The sequence below is a fragment of the Hydrogenophaga sp. genome, from assembly GCF_050250835.1.
GTDB lineage: Bacteria > Pseudomonadota > Gammaproteobacteria > Burkholderiales > Burkholderiaceae_C > Hydrogenophaga.
Genome location: NZ_JBFWNX010000001.1, coordinates 98413 through 115483, shown reverse-complemented (window position 1 = coordinate 115483; position 17071 = coordinate 98413). Strand labels below are relative to the sequence as shown.

15 protein-coding genes are annotated in these 17071 nt (G+C 64.8%); 9 read left to right on the top strand and 6 right to left on the bottom strand.

The genetic code is table 11. The features are described 5' to 3' along the window. The first annotated feature begins 6 nt into the window (after positions 1-6). The 5 genes from AB7F11_RS00525 to AB7F11_RS00505 all read left to right on the top strand — a co-directional run bounded on the left by AB7F11_RS00525 (position 7) and on the right by AB7F11_RS00505 (position 5540). On the top strand, positions 7-327 hold the full coding sequence (locus tag AB7F11_RS00525; protein ID WP_428288649.1) for a 2Fe-2S iron-sulfur cluster-binding protein: 321 nt from the start codon (positions 7-9) through the stop codon (positions 325-327). A gap of 22 nt (positions 328-349) precedes the next feature. After that, entirely contained in the window at positions 350-1609 is a 1260-nt protein-coding gene (locus AB7F11_RS00520; RefSeq protein ID WP_428288648.1) for a cytochrome P450, read from the top strand. 17 nt (positions 1610-1626) lie between these two features. Further along, positions 1627-3120 carry an aldehyde dehydrogenase family protein gene (locus AB7F11_RS00515; protein WP_428288647.1) on the top strand — a complete coding sequence of 498 codons (1494 nt, stop codon included), beginning with the start codon at positions 1627-1629 and terminating at the stop codon, positions 3118-3120. 22 nt (positions 3121-3142) lie between these two features. Beyond that, complete coding sequence (locus AB7F11_RS00510; protein WP_428288646.1) at positions 3143-4462, top strand: CaiB/BaiF CoA transferase family protein; 1320 nt, start codon at positions 3143-3145, stop codon at positions 4460-4462. 64 nt (positions 4463-4526) lie between these two features. Continuing rightward, complete coding sequence (locus AB7F11_RS00505) at positions 4527-5540, top strand: DctP family TRAP transporter solute-binding subunit (RefSeq protein WP_428299809.1); 1014 nt, start codon at positions 4527-4529, stop codon at positions 5538-5540. A gap of 21 nt (positions 5541-5561) precedes the next feature. On the opposite strand, the gene AB7F11_RS00500 is transcribed toward AB7F11_RS00505, so the two are convergent. From AB7F11_RS00500 to AB7F11_RS00480, 5 genes are all read right to left on the bottom strand, one after another. Then, the gene (locus AB7F11_RS00500) at positions 5562-6272 is read right to left on the bottom strand and encodes a FadR/GntR family transcriptional regulator (RefSeq protein WP_428300716.1); all 711 of its coding nucleotides are present in this window, start codon (positions 6270-6272) and stop codon (positions 5562-5564) included. A gap of 112 nt (positions 6273-6384) precedes the next feature. After that, a complete protein-coding gene (locus AB7F11_RS00495; RefSeq protein ID WP_428288643.1) occupies positions 6385-8025 on the bottom strand; it encodes a GMC family oxidoreductase in 1641 nt (546 codons plus the stop codon). Between the two features lie 20 nt (positions 8026-8045). Further along, a complete protein-coding gene (locus AB7F11_RS00490; protein ID WP_428288642.1) occupies positions 8046-9074 on the bottom strand; it encodes a DctP family TRAP transporter solute-binding subunit in 1029 nt (342 codons plus the stop codon). A gap of 117 nt (positions 9075-9191) precedes the next feature. Then, the gene (locus AB7F11_RS00485) at positions 9192-10469 is read right to left on the bottom strand and encodes a TRAP transporter large permease (protein WP_428299810.1); all 1278 of its coding nucleotides are present in this window, start codon (positions 10467-10469) and stop codon (positions 9192-9194) included. After that, entirely contained in the window at positions 10466-11074 is a 609-nt protein-coding gene (locus AB7F11_RS00480; protein WP_428288640.1) for a TRAP transporter small permease, read from the bottom strand. The genes AB7F11_RS00485 and AB7F11_RS00480 overlap by 4 nt, the downstream gene beginning before the upstream one ends. Positions 11075-11426: 352 nt before the next feature. Between AB7F11_RS00480 and AB7F11_RS00475 the strand changes: the two genes are divergently transcribed. Genes AB7F11_RS00475 through gtdA form a run of 4 tightly spaced genes read left to right on the top strand, consistent with a single transcriptional unit; the run spans position 11427 to position 15938 of the window. Further along, the gene (locus AB7F11_RS00475; RefSeq protein WP_428288639.1) at positions 11427-12134 is read left to right on the top strand and encodes an EthD domain-containing protein; all 708 of its coding nucleotides are present in this window, start codon (positions 11427-11429) and stop codon (positions 12132-12134) included. Continuing rightward, the gene (locus AB7F11_RS00470; RefSeq protein ID WP_428288638.1) at positions 12131-13030 is read left to right on the top strand and encodes an NAD(P)-dependent oxidoreductase; all 900 of its coding nucleotides are present in this window, start codon (positions 12131-12133) and stop codon (positions 13028-13030) included. The genes AB7F11_RS00475 and AB7F11_RS00470 overlap by 4 nt, the downstream gene beginning before the upstream one ends. A gap of 18 nt (positions 13031-13048) precedes the next feature. Continuing rightward, the gene (locus tag AB7F11_RS00465; RefSeq protein WP_428288637.1) at positions 13049-14803 is read left to right on the top strand and encodes an FAD-dependent oxidoreductase; all 1755 of its coding nucleotides are present in this window, start codon (positions 13049-13051) and stop codon (positions 14801-14803) included. A gap of 40 nt (positions 14804-14843) precedes the next feature. Then, positions 14844-15938 carry a gentisate 1,2-dioxygenase gene (gene gtdA / locus AB7F11_RS00460; RefSeq protein ID WP_428288636.1) on the top strand — a complete coding sequence of 365 codons (1095 nt, stop codon included), beginning with the start codon at positions 14844-14846 and terminating at the stop codon, positions 15936-15938. Between the two features lie 84 nt (positions 15939-16022). On the opposite strand, the gene AB7F11_RS00455 is transcribed toward gtdA, so the two are convergent. After that, the gene (locus AB7F11_RS00455) at positions 16023-16988 is read right to left on the bottom strand and encodes a Bug family tripartite tricarboxylate transporter substrate binding protein (RefSeq protein ID WP_428288635.1); all 966 of its coding nucleotides are present in this window, start codon (positions 16986-16988) and stop codon (positions 16023-16025) included. Positions 16989-17071: the final 83 nt, after the last annotated feature.

The window sequence follows — 17071 nt, the reverse complement described above, 5'->3', positions numbered from 1 at the left end:
CCATCCATGCCCATCATCAAGTTTGTCGAACACGAAGGCACCGAGCACGTCGTGGACGTGCCAGTCGGCACCTCGGCCATGCAGGCGGCCGTCAACAACGGCGTGCCCGGCATCGACGGCGATTGCGGCGGCATCTGTGCCTGCGCCACCTGCCACGTCTATGTGGACCAGGCCTGGATCGAGCGCACCGGTGGACGTGGTGAACAGGAGCACTCCATGCTGACCTTCTCGCCCATCCTGGAGGACAACTCCCGCCTCTGCTGCCAGATCGCCATGCGCCCCGAACTCGATGGCCTGGTGCTGCACCTGCCCGTGGGCCAACACTGAACCTCACCCGGAGACCCCTCTCATGAACGCCGTGATGAAAGAAGCCCTGGCCCCTGCGCCCGATCCCGCCACGCAGAAGCTCGAAGACCTCGATCCGACGCTGCAGTACCGCTTCATGACCGACACGCAGGACGCGATCTTTGCGCGCCTGCGCAAGGAAGCGCCCGTCCACTACCAGAAGCACAGCCAATATGGCCCGCTGTGGAACGTGACTCGCTACAAGGACATCGTCGACATCGAGATCGACCACCAGACTTTTTCATCGGACGTGAAGTACGGCGGCATCCTCATCAAGGACCTGCCCGACAACATGCGCCGCACCAGCTTCATCAACGCCGATCCGCCGCTGCATGACGACCAGCGCAAGGTGGTGAGCCCGGTGGTGTCGCCCGGCAACCTGGTGCGCATGGAAGACCGGGTGCGCAAGGAAGCCAACGACATCCTGGACTCGTTGCCCGTGGGCGAAAACTTCGACTGGGTCGATCGTGTGGCCATCGAACTCACGGGCCGCGTGCTGGCCGAGCTGATGGACACCCCGCGCGACGAACGCCGCCTGCTCACCTACTGGAGCGACATCGTCAACGTGGATCTGCAGGTCGGCGGCGACATCGACACCGAGGAAAAGCGCTACGCCAAGCTCAAGGAATGCGCTGCCTATTTCGGCAAGCTGTTCGACCAGCGCAAGCAGCAGGCGCCCGGGCCGGATCTCATTTCCATGCTGGCACACTCGCCCGCCACCGCCAACATGCCGGCACAGGAGTTCCTGGGCATGATCGTCCTGCTCATGGTGGGCGGCAACGACACCACGCGCAATTCCATCACCGGTGGCCTGCTGGCGCTCAACCAGTTCCCGGAGGAATACGCCCGGCTGCGCGCCAACCCCAGGCTGGTCAACAGCCTTGTGCCCGAAATCATCCGCTGGGTGACGCCTGTGCCCCACATGCGCCGCACCGTCACCAGGGACACCGAGTTCCGCGGCCACAAGATGAAGCAGGGCGACAAAGTCGTCATCTGGTACATGAGCGGCAACCGCGACGAGGACATGATTCCCGAGCCCTACCAGTTCAAGATCGACCGCGCCAACCCCCGCGCCCACCTCTCTTTTGGCATGGGCATCCACCGCTGCCTGGGCAATCGCCTGGCCGAACTGCAACTGCGCGTGCTGTGGGAAGAGATCCTCAAGCGCAACTGGATCATCGACGTCGTCGGCCCCGCCGAGCGCAAGTACGCCAACAACCTGCGCGGCTTCTCGGCCCTGCCGGTCCGCATCCGCACCGCCTGAACCTGGAGAACATGACCATGAACGACATCACCGCCGCCCAATACCTGCACCCACCCTACCTGAACGGCAAGGCCAAGGGCCTGCTCATCGACGGCCAATGGGTGCCATCGGTTTCGGGCAAGACTTTCGCGACCACCAACCCGGCCACCGGCGAAGAAATTGCCACCCTGGCCGAAGCCGACGCGGTGGACGTGGACCGTGCCGTCGCCGCCGCGCGCCGTGCCTTCGATGGCCCGTGGCGAAAGACCAAACCCTTCGAACGCCAGGCCTTGCTGCTCAAGCTGGCCGACCTGGTCGAACAGCATTTCGACGAACTCGCCCTCATCGACACCCTCGACATGGGCGGCCCCATCACGCGCACGCGCGCAGCCAAACGCCGTGCCGTGGGGTTGCTGCGCTTCTACGCTGGCCTGGCCACTTCCGTTCACGGCGAGACCATCGAGAACTCCATCCCTGGCGAGGTCTTCAGCTACACGCTGAAAGAACCCGTGGGCGTTGTCGGTGCCATCATTCCCTGGAACGGCCCCCTGGGCCTGGCCATCTGGAAGATCGCCCCGGCCCTGGCCATGGGTTGCACCATCGTGCTCAAGCCCGCCGAGCAGGCGTCGCTCTCGCCGCTGCGCCTGGCCGAGCTCGTCATGGAAGCGGGTTTCCCGCCCGGTGTGGTCAACGTCGTTACCGGCTTCGGTCCGGCGGGCGCTGCCCTGGCGGCGCACCCCGGGGTGGACAAAGTGGCCTTCACCGGCTCCACCGAAACGGGGCAGGCCATCATCCGCGCCTCGGCCGGCAACATCAAACGCCTCTCGCTCGAGCTCGGCGGCAAGTCGCCCGACATCGTGTTTGCCGATGCCGACCTCGACGCCGCCGTGCCGGGTGCAGCCATGGCTGTGTTTTCCAACACCGGGCAGATCTGCAGCGCCGGCACGCGCCTGTTCGTGGAGAGAAAGATCTACGAGGAGTTCACCCACCGCGTGGCCGAGTACGGCAAGACCCTCAAAGTGGGCAACGGCATCGACCCTGGCACCCAGATCGGCCCGGTGATCTCCAGTGGTCAGCTCGACCGCGTGCTGGGCTATCTGGAGGCGGGCCAGCGCGAAGGCGCGAAAGCGCTCAGCGGTGGCCAGCGACTGAGCGGAGGCGACTACGACAAGGGTTACTTTGTACCGCCCACCGTGTTCGCGGGTGTGAACGACCAGATGACGATTGCGCGCGAAGAAATTTTTGGCCCGGTGATCAGCGCACTGCCCTTCGACGACATGGACGATCTGGTGAAGCGGGCGAACGACACGCCCTTTGGCCTGGGTAGTGGCGTGTGGACCCGCGACGTGGGCAAGGCGCACCGCATGGCCGGTGCCATCCGCGCCGGCACGGTGTGGGTGAACTGCTACCAGATGATGGACCCGGCGGTGCCCTTTGGTGGCTACAAGATGAGCGGCTACGGGCGCGAATCCGGCGTTGAGCACGTTCACGAGTTCCTCAACACCAAGGCGGTGTTCATCAAGAACAGTTGAGGCGGAGGCAACGATGGATTTCATGGCCCAACCCGCCGCTGCCGCGCGCGCCGAACCCCGCGGTCCCTTGCGTGGCATGCGCGTGATCGACTTCACTCACTTCGTGGCCGGCCCGTATGCCACCTTATTGCTGGCCGACCTCGGTGCCGATGTCATCAAGATCGAGAACCCCAGGCGCGGCGACGAGTTTCGTCACTACCCACCGGCGATGGACCAGCTCGGCGGCGAGGGTGCGCCTTTTCTCTGGGTGAACCGCAACAAGAAGAGCGTGGCCGTCGACATGAAGACGCCGCAAGGCCAGCAGTTGCTGCGCGAGCTCATCCGCGATGCCGACATCCTGGTGGAGAACTTCTCCACCGGTGTGATGGAGCGATTCGATCTGGGCTACGAACAACTGGCGAAGGACCACCCCAGGCTGATCTATTGTTCGGTCTCCGCCTATGGACGCAGCGGTCCGTTCGCCGACCGGGTGGGCTTCGACCCCATCGTCCAGGCCGAGAGCGGCTTCATGTCGCTCAACGGCTACCCAGACCGAGAAGGCGTGCGCACCGGCGCGTCTGTCATGGACATCGGCACATCCATGATGGCGGCCAACGGCATCCTGGCTGCGGTGATCGAGCGCCAGCGAAGCGGCCAGGGCCAGCGCGTGGAGACCTCGCTCTACGCCAGTGCCATGACCATGGTGGGCTATTCGCCGTTGCAGGTGATGAGCGACGCCAGCTGGACCGCGGGCCGACACGGCAACGGCAGTCCGGATACGGCGCCTACCGGCGTGTTCCACGCCAGCGACGGGCCGATCTACATCGCCTGCACGGGCACCGAGATCTACCAGCGCCTGTTCCGCCTGATTGGCCGCGAAGACATGGCCGATGACCCCGAACTGACCATCAAGGCGGGCCGACTCAAACACCGAGATCGCCTGTTTGAAGCCGTGAACGCGGCCTTCGCCACCAACACACGCGACCACTGGCTGGCCCGCCTGCGCCATGCGCGTGTGCCTGCAGGCGCCGTGCGCACCGTGGCCGAAGCCCTGCGCTCGCCCGAGACCGAAGCCCTGGGCATCGTCTCGCACATCCCGCACCCCGCGGGCGGGTCGATCGCCAACATCCGTTCTTCGGTAACGCTGGAGAAGACCCCCATGGCCGAACCGGTGGCCGCCCCTTTGCTGGGTGCGCACACGCGCGAAGTGCTGCAGGACGTTCTGGGTTACTCGGAGGAGCGCATTCAGGCCCTCAAAGCCGAGGGCGTGTTCGGTGAACGCCTGACCGACGCGCCCGTGCTCGAAACCCGCGAGGCGGCGATGCTGCGCTGCCCCTTTCTCAACCCTCAGCTCTCGAGCTGAGGCATTTCAAACAGTGCCGGCCAACAGGCACGCTTCTCACCCCCCAACCCCGGAGACATCACCCATGTTCATTTCACGCAAACTCGTTCCCCTGGCCACAGCGGCCGCTGCCTTCCTGTTGGTCGCCAGCCCGGTTCAGGCCCAGATCCAGGATCGCAACATCCGCGCCTCTCTGGTGCTCTCCAAAGACCATTCGCTGGGTGTCGGTCTGACCAAGTATTCGCAGTGCGTGGGCGAGAAATCCGGCGGCAGGATGAAGGTGCAGACCTTCTTCGACGGCGCACTGGGCAACGATGCGCCGGCCATTGCGCAGTTGCGTTCAGGCACGCTGGACATGGTGGTGACTGCCACGTCGGCCATGTCGCAGATGATCCCTTCGGCGGCGGTCTACGATCTGCCGTTCCTGTTCGCCGACGAAAAGGAAGCCGATGCGGCGCTCGACGGGAAGTCCGGCGCGTTGCTTTCTCGCCGCATGCTCGACGTGGGGCTGGTGAACCTGACCTACCTGGAGAACGGCTTTCGCAACGCCACCAACTCCAAGCACCCGATCAACAAGATGGAAGATCTCAAGGGCCTGAAGATCCGCTCCATGCCCAACCCGATGGTGGTGGAGACCTTCAAGGCGCTGGGCGGCTTCGCTTTCCCGATGCCTTTCACCGAGTTGTATTCGGCTCTGGAGACCAAGGCGGTGGATGGCCAGGAGAATCCGGTGCCCATCATCGAGACCGCCAAATTCTTCGAAGTTCAGAAGTACCTGAGCATGACGCGCCACATGTACAACCCTGCGCTGCTGCTGTATTCAAAACCCTTGTTCGACAAGCTCAACCCCGCCGAGCAGACGGTGCTGCGCGATTGCGCCAACGCGGTTCGCGACGAGCAACGCAAGATCAACCGCCAGATGGCCGCCGAGGGCGTGGACCGGCTCAAGGCCAAGGGCATGGTCGTCAACGCCATCGCGCCAGCCGAGGTTACGCGCATGCGCGAGGCGTCGAAGGTGGTCTACGAGAAAAACGCCCCCGTGATCGGCGCGGACATGATGGCGCTGGTGGAGGATGACCTCAAGCGCGTGCGCAAGTAGACAGCCAGCCAGCGGCGCGATTCAGAGGGGATCGCGCCGTGGCCTCTGTTGCGCCTCGGCCAGCAGGAAGCGGTCTTTCACGTGGACGAAGAACTCGTTGAGGTGCTCTTGCGCAGCTGCCGGGTCGCGCCGGCGCATGGCCGAAAGAATCTGGCGGCGCGTCTCGATCATGGCGGTGGTCTGAGGCCGCACCTGCATGACCATGCGCCGCACGATGATGCCCAGTGAATCGACCAGCAGCAGCAGCGCATCGTTGTGCGAGGCTACGGCGATGAGCCGGAAGAACTCGGTGCCGGCGATCAGGCGCTCTTCGAGTTCGCCATAGATTTCCAGGCGCTCGCTCACGTCGATGCTCTTTTCAATGGCATCGAACTCCTCGGGCGTGCCTCGTTCACAAGCCAGCCTGACCACCGATCCGGTGAGCACGATGCGTGCCTCCATGAGATGGTGCATGGAGATGTGGCCGAGGTTGATCAGGTCGTGGATCGACTGCGTGACCACGGTGGGGTCGCCTTCGCGCACAAAGGCGCCACCCTTGAGGCCCTTCTTGAGCACCAGCACGCCCGAGCTCTCCAGTGTTCGAAGCGCCTCGCGCACCGCGGGCCGACCGACGCTGAACTCGGCCGCGAGCTCGCGTTCCGTGGGCAGCTTGTCGCCTGGACGGAACTCGCCACGGGCCAGCTTGCGCCGGATCTGGTCGCAGATCTCCTCGAAGACGCGTCGTCGCCTCACTTTGGAGAATTGAAGGCGGGGTAGGGGTTCGGCGGTGTTGGTGGTCATGGGGACCCCGTGGGGGCCGTGGACAGGGGATGCTCTGGATTCTAGGTTGTGCGGCGCAGCAGGTTCAAGCCGCCAGTGGCTGGGCCTGGCGTGCCTGCAGTATGAAGCGAGCGGCCTTCTCGCCGATCATCATGGCCGGCGCGTTGGTGTTGCCGCCAACGATGTTGGGCATGATCGAGGCGTCTGCCACGCGCAGACCCTCGACGCCACGCACACGCAACTGCGGATCCACGACCGCCATGGCGTCGTGATCTGGCCCCATCTTGCAGGTGCCCACCGGGTGGTAGGCGGTGCCCACCTGGGTGCGGATCGCCACCTCCAGCTCGGCGTCGCTCTGGTACTGGGCGCCAGGCGTCACTTCGGCGCCCGCGTAGGGAGCGAAGGGCTCAGCGGCCAGCATGCGCCGCGCCTCGCGCACACCGCGCATGAGCGTGGCCACGTCCCCTGGCTGTGAGAGGAAGTCCGGGTGCAACAGTGGCGCGTCGGCCGGGTTGGTGCTCTGCAGTTCCAGGTGGCCGCGCGACAGCGGACGCATGAGGTGCACCATGAGCATGACGCCGTGCGTGCGCGGCAGCTTTTGCACCGCCGCCTTCAGGCCGACCACGAAGGTCATCTGCACGTCCGGGCGATCCAGGCCGGGCAGGGTGCGCATGTAGCCGCCCGCCTCGGCCGCGTTGGACGCCAGCATGCCGCGCCGGGCCAGCAGCCAGGCCAGCGGCGCAACGGCCACACGGGGAAGGGTGCGCGCACTCAGCGCATACGATTGCGCGCCGGGATTCAGGCAGGAGACCTGCACCGTGGGGTGGTCCTGCAGGTTGGCGCCCACGCCGGGGAGATCGCTCAGCACCTGGATGCCCAGGCGCGAGAGCGCTGCGGCGGGGCCGATGCCCGAGAGCATGAGCAACTGCGGCGAATTCACGGCGCCGCCCGAGAGCACCACCTCGATCGAAGCGGTCAGGGTTTCCCGGCGGCCTTCGCGCAGCACCGTCACGCCGATGGCGCGGCCTGCCCGCGTGTCCACGTGCTCGACCAGGGTCTCGGTCATCACCGTCAGATTGGGGCGGTGCCACACGGGATGCAGAAACGCCCGCGAAGCGCTGGAACGGACCCCGTTGCTTTGCGTGACGTGGGTCAGGCCAAAGCCGTCCTGCTCTGCGCCATTGGGGTCCGTGTTGTGCGCGTGACCCAACGACACCGCCGACTTCACGAAGGCGTGCGACAGCGGGTTGGTGCCGGGTGGAACGCTCACCTGCAACTCGCCGCCGGTGCCGTGCCAGGGGTTGGCACCGAGGGCGTGGTTCTCCTGGCTCTTGAAAACTGGCAGCACGTCGTCCCAGCCCCAGCCGGGGTTGCCCAGGGCAGCCCATTCGTCGTAGTCCAGCCGATGACCCCGGATGTAGACCGAGCCATTGAGCGAGCTGCAGCCGCCCAGCAGCTTGCCGCGCGGGCAAGGCAGTTCACGCTCGTTCACGCCCTTGTGCCTGGAGAAGTGGTATTTCCAGTTGTACTTGGCGTGGGGCAGCAGGAACAGATTGCCCGCCGGCAAGGAGGTCTTCAGGCTGGTGGGAAAACGTCGATCGGAGGGGCCGGCTTCGATCAGCAACACCTGCACGGCCGGGTCGGCCGAAAGGCGGTTGGCCAGCACGCAGCCGGCCGATCCACCGCCCACGATGATGTAGTCGAAACCTGTCTGGGAACGTGTCACGGCGAAGGCCTTTCGGTTGGTCAGTTGGCGCGAATGCGTTTGAGTTCGGCGGTCACGGCGTTCATCATTTCCGGCCCGATGACGGATGCCTGACGCTCCCAAAGCGCCATGGAGCGTTCGCGCATGCGCTGAATCTCGGTCGGGCTGACTTCGTTGACGACCATGCCGCGTTCTTTCAGTCGTGCCAGGCTCTGTTCGTTCTGTTGCCGGTTCACGCGGCGCTGCTCATCGCGGCCTTCGCGAACACAGTCCTTCAGCATGGCCTGCTCGGGTGGCGTGAGCTGGTCGAAGTTCTTCTTGGAGTAATAGACCATCACCGGGTTGTACATGTGCTTGGTCAGGCTCAGGTACTTCTGCACCTCGAAGAACTTCTGCTGCTCGATGGTGCTGAAGGGGTTCTCCTGCCCATCCACCGTCTTCGTTTCGAGCGCGGTGTAGAGCTCCGGCATGGGCAGCGTCATGGCAAAGCCGCCCATGTTCTTGAAGGCGTCGATGATCACCGGGTTGGGCATCACCCTCATCTTCAGGTTTTGCAGATCCTCCATCTTGTGAATGGCGTGCCTGGAGTTGGTGGTCTGGCGAAAGCCGTACTCCCAGTACCCCAGGCTCACCAGCCCCACCGAAGGCAACTTGCTGGCCAGCAGTTCGCCCACCGGCCCGTCCAGCAGCTGGTCGGCTTCCTTTTCGTTGTTGAACATGAAGGGCAGGTCGAACACGCCTGCGGCCGGCAGGATCGCGGTCACCGAGGCGGTCGCCCCGACGACCATGTCGATCGTTCCCGAGCGCGTCTGCTGTAGCGCTGGGCCGTCACCCGAGGCCAGGGCGGCGTCGAAGAACGGCTGAATCTTGAACTTGCCGCCGGTGCGTTGTGCGGCACATTGCACCACCTTGGTCAGCCCGATGCCCAGGGGGTGTTCTTTGCCCAGGGTGAGCGAGGCGCGCACGTTGCGTTCGGGGAACGTGGTCTGGGCATGCGCGGCGCTGAAGGTGGCGATGGCCACGGCGGCGGAAACCGCAGTACGGACTGTCAGTGAAAGGAAGTTCAGCATGTGTGTCTCCTGTTGTGGGGGTTGCAAGGCGGCCGCTTCAGCCATAGCTGGACACCTCGATGAGGTTGCCATCCGGGTCGCGGCGGTACACGGAATTCATGGGTCTTCGGCACCGTGTCAGAACATCCACTTGAGCGGGACCAGGACCAGCTCGGGGAAGATGATGAGCAGCAACAGGACCAGTGTCTGCGCGAAGAGGAAAGGCCAGACGCCCTTGACGATGGCGCCCATGCTGATCTTGGCCACGCCGCTGAGCACGTTGAGCACGATGCCCACTGGCGGCGTGATCAGGCCGATGGCGTTGTTCATGATGAACAGCACGCCGAAGTACACCGGGTCGATGCCCGCGTGCTTCACGATGGGCATGAGCACCGGCGTGAGGATCAGCAGGGTGGGTGCGAAATCGAGCGCCGTGCCCACCACGATGACCAGCACCATCATCATGAACATCAGCAGGCGCGGATCGTCCAGGAAAGGTTCGAGCATCTCGGCGATTTGCTGCGGCACGCTGGACGTGGTGATCAGCCAGGCCGACACCAGCGCAGAGGCAATCAGGAACACCACCACCGACGTGGTCTTGGCCGCTGTGACCAGCAGCGGGTAGAGGTGGCGCAGCTTGAGTTCACGGTAGAAGCAGGTGCCGACGATGAACGCATAGGCGCAGGCGGCCACCGCGGCTTCGGTGGGCGTGAAGATGCCGAACTTCATGCCGCCCACGATGCCGAAGGGCATGAACAGCGCCCACAGGGCGTTGCGAGTGGCCAGCAGGGTTTCGCGCAGGCTCTTGCGGGGCATGACCGCAACTTTGTCGCGGCGCGCCACCCACAGCCAGGCGATGAGCAGCGCCAGGCCCATCATCAGGCCGGGCACGATGCTGGCGATGAACAGTTTTCCGATCGACACGTTGGCGATGACGCCGAAGACGATCAGAGCCACCGAAGGGGGCATCACGGGCGCAATGATGCTGCCGGCCGCGATCAGGCCGGCCGAGCGCGGCACGTCGTAGTTGGCGGCCCGCATCATCGGTATTAGCAAGGTGCCCAGGGCCGCTGCGTCGGCCGCTGCAGAACCCGAAATGGCGGCCATGAGCACCGCGGCCATGACCGCGACAATGCCCAGCCCCCCGCGGACGTGACCCACGCATGCCATGGCGAATGCCACGATGCGCTTGGACATGCCGCCCGCGTTCATGAGCTCGCCCGCGAGAATGAAAAAAGGAATGGCCAGCAAAGGGAAGCTGTCCGCGCCCTCGATGAGTTTTTGCGACAGGATGGTCATGTCGACCGAACCCTGCGCCACCATGAGGGCCAGTGCGCACACCAGCAGCGCAAAGGCGATGGGCATGCCCAGCGCCATGGCGCCGAGCAGCGAAAACAGGAAGATGGCGACGGTCATGGGCCGTCTCCTGAGCGGGCCTGCACAGGGAGGTGATCGGCAGCCGCGCCAAAGATGTCTTTGTCGGAGGCGGTGCCTGTGACGATGCGCCAGAGCTTGGCCAGCACCAGCAGGCCAATGCCCACGCTGGTGAGGTAGGCCACGCCATAGATCCAGATCAGGGGCATGGAAGTGATCAGCGAGACGGAGGTGGCGTTCACCTCATGCTGCGACCAGGTGCCGCGAAACAGCAGCACGCAGCAGGCCAGCACGATGGATTCGCTCACGAACACCATCGCCAGCTGGCCCTTGCGGGGCAGTCGCCGCAACAGGCTGTCCACGCCCAGGTGAGTGCCTTCGCGAGTGGCCACCACCGCCCCGATGAAGGTCAGCCAGATGAACAGCGTGCGCGAGAGTTCTTCGGACGAAGCAATGCCCGTGCTGAAGCCGTAGCGAAGCACCACGTTGCTGAGCACCATGGCGACCATCGTCAGGAGCATCAGGGCCAGCAGGGCGTCAATGCCTTTGAACGCCAGGTCGATCGGGCCGCCAGATGGGTGCGGGACTGGCCCGGCCGCATGCGCGACGTCGTGTTTTTCGGGGGCGAGGTTTTCTGGCTTTCGCAATGGGGTCTCCGTGCTGTTCTTCGGGTTCAAGTCGATCGCCCGGGACCAGAGAATACGGTCGTACCATCGAATTCAACCTCGGGTTTACCCTGTTTGGAGCTTAGGTAAGACCAAGGTTGTCTGTTGAATAATCCAACCTCTTGGCTCAATGGTATTTGAATATGACGTTGATTTGTAACGACTTTATGGATATCTTCAGCTTGAGAGAAGGCGCCATATTGAATATTTCTATGAGTCGTGTTGTTTGGTAGGACATATAGCCACATGAGCGCCATTTTGGTACTTTGTACGGTGAATGGTCAGACCTATAATCGCGAATTGCCACGACACATCACCCTTTGAGAGAGACACGATGAGCATGAAGACCGTTTGCCTGGCCGCCCTCCGTCCCGTCCCCGAAGTCGTCGAGGCCGTCGAGCGGGCGGTGCGAGAACATCTGCTTGGCCTGGCCGATGTTCGGCAGATCGGGTTGGGCAAAGTGGTGCGCCATGTGCCCACCGACTACATCGCCAACGACCGGTCTTACGGCGGCGTGGTCGCAGAAGCCGATGACATCGGTGTCGTCCTGGACCTGCACGTGGCCCATGCGGGCGCTGGCGCCCAGGTGGTGGCCAGCCCCGCCTGGCGAAATTTCCTGCTGGCCATTTCTCCGGTGGCTCGACCACTGTTCTCGCTGGACAGCGAGGCCAATATCCCGGTGCCCCTGCGTGCCAGGTCCGTGCACGGGGGATTTCGGCGCTGGTTGCTGCTCACGCGCAAGGCCGCCACGCCGCAGGCCTTCCGGGAGGCCTGGTTCGTGCGGCATGCCAATCTGGTGCGGCACCTGCCTCGGCTGGATGGCTATGTGCAGAACCTGGTGAGTGCGCGCTACGACGCGCAGGGCAAGCCGGTGCCCTACGAGGAGCTGCCCATTGATGGCATCGCCGAAGTCTGTTACGCGGATGAAGCCGCCATGGTGGAGAGCTACGCATCTGACGCGCGCCTGCCACTGCGAGACGATGGCGCGGAACTCAACGCACGCGTGAGCACCGTGCTGATTGACGCTCGGGTGATCCAGTGAGCGCGGACCGCATCGGCTTCATCGGCCTGGGCGACATTGGTGCGCCGATGGCCATGCGCATCCTGGATGCGGGGCATCCGCTCACGGTCTTCAACCGGACGCCGGACAAGGCGCAGCCCTTCGCTGAAAAGGGTGCGGCGGTGGCACGGAGCCTGGGTGAACTGGCCGCAGTCTGCGACGTGATCCTTTTCTGTGTGAGCAACGGCGAAGCAGTGGAACACGTGGTGTTCGGCCCAGGTGGCCTGGCCGAGGCGGGTCGGGCCGGTCAGGTGGTGGTGGATCTCTCCACCATTCACCCGGTCCATACACAGCAAATGGCTGCGCGCCTGGCAGCCGAGCGTGGCATGGCGTGGGTGGATGCGCCGGTGTCGGGCGGCCCGGCCGGCGCACGCCTGGGCACACTGGCCGTGATGGCCGGTGGTGATGCGGCCGTGGTGGAGCGCGTGCGTCCGGTGCTCAGTGCCTTTGGTGGGCGCATCACCCACATGGGCCCGGTGGGATGTGGCATGGCCACCAAGGCGTGCAACCAGATGCTCAACTACGGCACTGGCGCCGTGGTGGCAGAGACCCTGAATTTTGCTGCCCGCTTCGGTATCGACCCCGCGCTCATACCCGAGGCCGTGGCGGGCGGCTTTGCCGATTCCAACGTGCTGCGCAACTATGGCCAGCAGATGGTGGCGGGCACCTACAAGGGAAACACCCTGACCGCAATGAAGGACATTGACATCATCATGGACATGGGCCGCATCACCTGCAGCGCCATGCCCGTGACGAGCCTGGTGGCTTCGTTCTTCCGCATGCAGATCGCGCAGGGCTACACCTCGGGTGGCCTGCCTACGCCCATGCGCATGTACGCGCAGGGTCCGCTGAAGGCCGTTGGCGTGAAGAAGAATTGAATCAAGGGGCATCTCATCATGAACGCGAACGAACAGGGTTTTGACCAGATGGTCGATGTGGTGGTGATCGGCACCGGCGCGGGTGGCATGGCGGCCGCGGTGGCCGCGCGCAAGCTCGGCCTGGATGTGCTGCTGCTGGAGAAGGAAGCGCTCTATGGCGGCACCACCGCGCGTTCAGGCGGAGTGCTGTGGGTGCCCAACAACCCGATATCGACCGCCCGGCCCGAGCCGGATTCGATGGACGATGCGCGCACCTACATGCGTTACGAATGCGGCGAGTTCTACGACGAAGAGCGCGTGGAGGCTTTCCTGAAACACGGCCCGCGCATGGTGGACTTTTTCGTCAGGCAGACCGAGGTGCAGCTCATCCCCCTGCCAGAGTACCCCGACTATCACGCCGAGAGCCCGGGTGGTCGCACGGCGGGACGTTCCATCATGGCTGCGCCGATGGACGGGCGCGAGCTGGGAGATCGCATCAAGTCGTTGCGCCCGCCGCTCAAGGAGATCACCTTTGTCGGGATGATGTTCAACTCCAGCGCCGAGGTGGGTCATTTCTTCAATGTCACGCGCTCTCTGACCTCGGCGATGTATGTGGCCCGGCGCCTCTTGACGCACGCATTTGAAATGTTGTTCCACGGACGCGCCATGCGCCTGACCAATGGCAACGCACTGGCCGCGCGTCTGGCGAAGTCGGCCTTCGACCTGAACATACCGATGTGGCTGGAGTCGCCCGCGAAATCGCTCGTCCGCGAAGGTGACCGCGTCACGGGCGTGGTGGTCGGTCGCAAGGATGGCAGCACCGTGCGCGTGGGTGCCCGCCGAGGCGTGGTGCTGGCGGCCGGTGGGTTCCCGCAAGACATGGAGCGCCGCAAACAGCTCTTTCCCCACGCACCCACCGGCCAGGAGCACCTCTCACCTGCGCCACCCGGCAACACCGGCGACGGTCTGCGCATGGCCGAGGCTGTCGGTGCCCAGGTGGCCACCGACCTGCCCAATGCCGCGGCCTGGATTCCGGTGTCTCGCGTGCAGCGTTCCAATGGCGATACCGGCGTGTTCCCGCACCTGATCGACCGCTACAAGCCGGGCATCATCGCCGTCAACCGCCGTGGCCAGCGCTTCGCCAACGAGTCGGACTCGTACCACGACGTGGGCATGGCGATGCAGAAGTCCTGCGCCGAACAGGCCGAGGTTTGCGCCTGGCTGATCGCCGACCACCGCACCATCCGCCGCTACGGCCTTGGCTTTGCCAAGCCGTTCCCGCTGCCACTGGGAGGCCACCTGCGCTCGGGCTATCTGCTGCGCGGGACCACGCTGAAGGAGCTGGCGGCCCAGGCGGGCATCGACGGCGAGCAATTGCAGAAGACCGTGGATGAATACAACCAGGGCGCGGTGGACGGGAGGGACCTGCAGTTCCGCCGCGGCTGGCGCGTCTACAACCGTTTCCTCGGCGACAAGACCCATCAGCCCAACCCGTGCGTGGCGCCGGTCGCGCAAGGTCCGTATTACGCGGTGCGCATCGTCATGGGCGATCTGGGCACGTTTGCCGGCATCCGGACCGACGCCCAGGCGCGCGTCCTGGATGCACAGGGGCAACCCATTGCTGGCCTGTTTGCCGCAGGCAACGACAATGCCAGCGTGATGGGCGGTGGTTATCCGGGCGGCGGCATCACGCTGGGCCCGGCAATGACCTTCGGCTTTCTCGCGGCAGAAGCGATGGCGGCCCAGGCAATTCCGCCTGCGGATGCGCCCGTTCGGCAGGCGGTGGAGGCCTGAGGCCGTCCGCAGCCCGCCTGCGCAACCCAGGAGACCTGCCATGACGAAACATCCCGCGCACCTGCCCGACCTGCGCGACCACTCCGGTGTGGTGCCCACCGTGGACCTGGCGGCAGAAGCCGGCCGCAGCGATTTCTACGCCCGCGCCGCTGAACACCAGCTCGCGCCGCTGTGGCGCGTGCTGCATGGTCTGGTCACCGAGAAGCCCGTGCCACGCTGTGTGCCGGCGATCTGGCATTACCGCGACGTTCGGCCCTTCCTGATGGAGGCGTGCGAGCAGATCTCCACCGAAGAAGCCGAGCGCCGCGTGCTGGTGTTCGAGAACCCGGGCCTGCCTGGGCAGTCGCGCATCACGCAGAGCCTGTTCGGCGGCTTCCAGATCGTGCTGCCGGGCGAGATTGCACCCGCACACCGCCACGTGGCCTCGGCCCTGCGGTTCATCGTCGAAGGCCGCAACGCCTACACCGCCGTCGCGGGTGAAAAAACCATGATGGAGCCGGGCGATTTCGTCATCACGCCTTCGATGGCCTGGCATGACCATGGCAACGAGAGCGATGGCCCCATGGTGTGGCTGGACGGGCTGGACATGCACATCGTCAACCTGCTTGGCGCGAGCTTTCGCGAGGGCTATCCGGGCAAGGTGCAGCCGCTGGACCGCCCCGAGGGCGCAGCCATGGCCGAGGCGGGCACCAACATGCTGCCGGTGGACCATGACTTCGGCAAGACGCTCACCTCGCCGATCTTCAATTACCCCTACGCGCGCACCCGCGAAGCGCTGGACCGCCTGGCCCGCTTTCGAGAGATCAACGCCTGGCACGGGCACAAGATGCGCTACGTCAACCCCGTCAACGGCGACTGGGCGATGCCCACCATGGCCACCAGCATGCAGCTGCTGCCCAGGGGCTTCACGACCCGGCCTTATCGCAGCACCGACAGCACCGTCTTCACCGTGGTCGAAGGCCGTGGCAGCACCACGGTGGAAGGCAAGACCATGCAGTGGGAGCCGCACGACGTGTTCGTCGTGCCGAGCTGGCACCAGGTGACCCACACCGCGAGCGAAGACGCCGTGCTCTTCACCTACTCCGACCGCGCTGTGCAGGAGAAGCTGGGGCTGCTGAGAGAAGAGCCGCTGTAAGTGCGCCAGCCGCGCCATCGTGACGCCTGCGGAACTGGCGCCGCCAGGCCGCAGGTCTTGCCCCCTTGCGGGGGGTGAGCCCAATCAATCCATCGTGATGTTGTTCGCCTTCACCACCTTGGCCCACTGCACGTTGTCCTTGCGGATGATGTCGCCCAGCGCCTGGGTGCCGCTCTGCGGCACCACGTTCACACCACGGATCTTTTCCTGGATTTCGGGCATGGCCACCACTTGTGCGATGGCATTGGCCAGGCGCGTGATGACGGGCTGCGGCGTGCCGGTGCGGGCGACGAGGCCGAACCAGGTCTCGGTGTCGTAGCCGGGCACAACCTCGCCAATGCTGGGCACGTCGGGCAGCAGCGGGCTGCGCCTGGCCGTGGAGACGCCGAGCACGCGCATCTTGCCTTCGGCCACGAGGCCGCGCGTGGCCGATGAAGGCGTGGACAACATGTACTTGGTCTGCCCGGCCAGCAGCGCCTGCGCCGACGGGCCTGCGCCGGGGAACGGCACCATCACCATGTTCTTGATGCCGGCGGCCTCGTGAAACGCTTCCATGGCGAGCTGGCCTACGCCGCCCAGTGCCGATGCGCCCCATTCGAGCTTGCCCGGGTTGGCGCGCGCGTAGTCCACGAAGTCCTTGAGCGTGGCTGGTGTCGATGGGTGCGTCATCAGCACCATCGGCGAGGTGCCGATCAACGAGACCGGCACAAAATCTTTCATCGCGTCGTACAGCGGCTTGCGCTGCACCAGTGGCACGGTAACCAGACCACTGCCGTGCAGCAGGAAGGTGTAGCCGTCGGCCGGTTGCGTGGCCACGTACTGTGAAGCGATGGCACCCCCCGCGCCGGCCTTGTATTCCATGATCACCGGCTGGCCCAGCAGCTTGGACAGTGGCTCCTGCAGGTGACGGCCGAGCACGTCGTTGGTGCCGCCGGCGGCGGCCGGCACGATGAATTTGATCGGCTTGCTGGGCCAGTTGTCCTGGGCCAGGGCAGTGGAGCCCAGCAGGGAGAAAACAAGGGAAGCGAGCAGTGTGCGGCGAGGCAGCATGGGTATCTCCGGTGGATGTCGTGGACAAGGATTGGTCTAAATGGCTATAGGACTGACCAATGAAATGAGCGATGCATAATAGC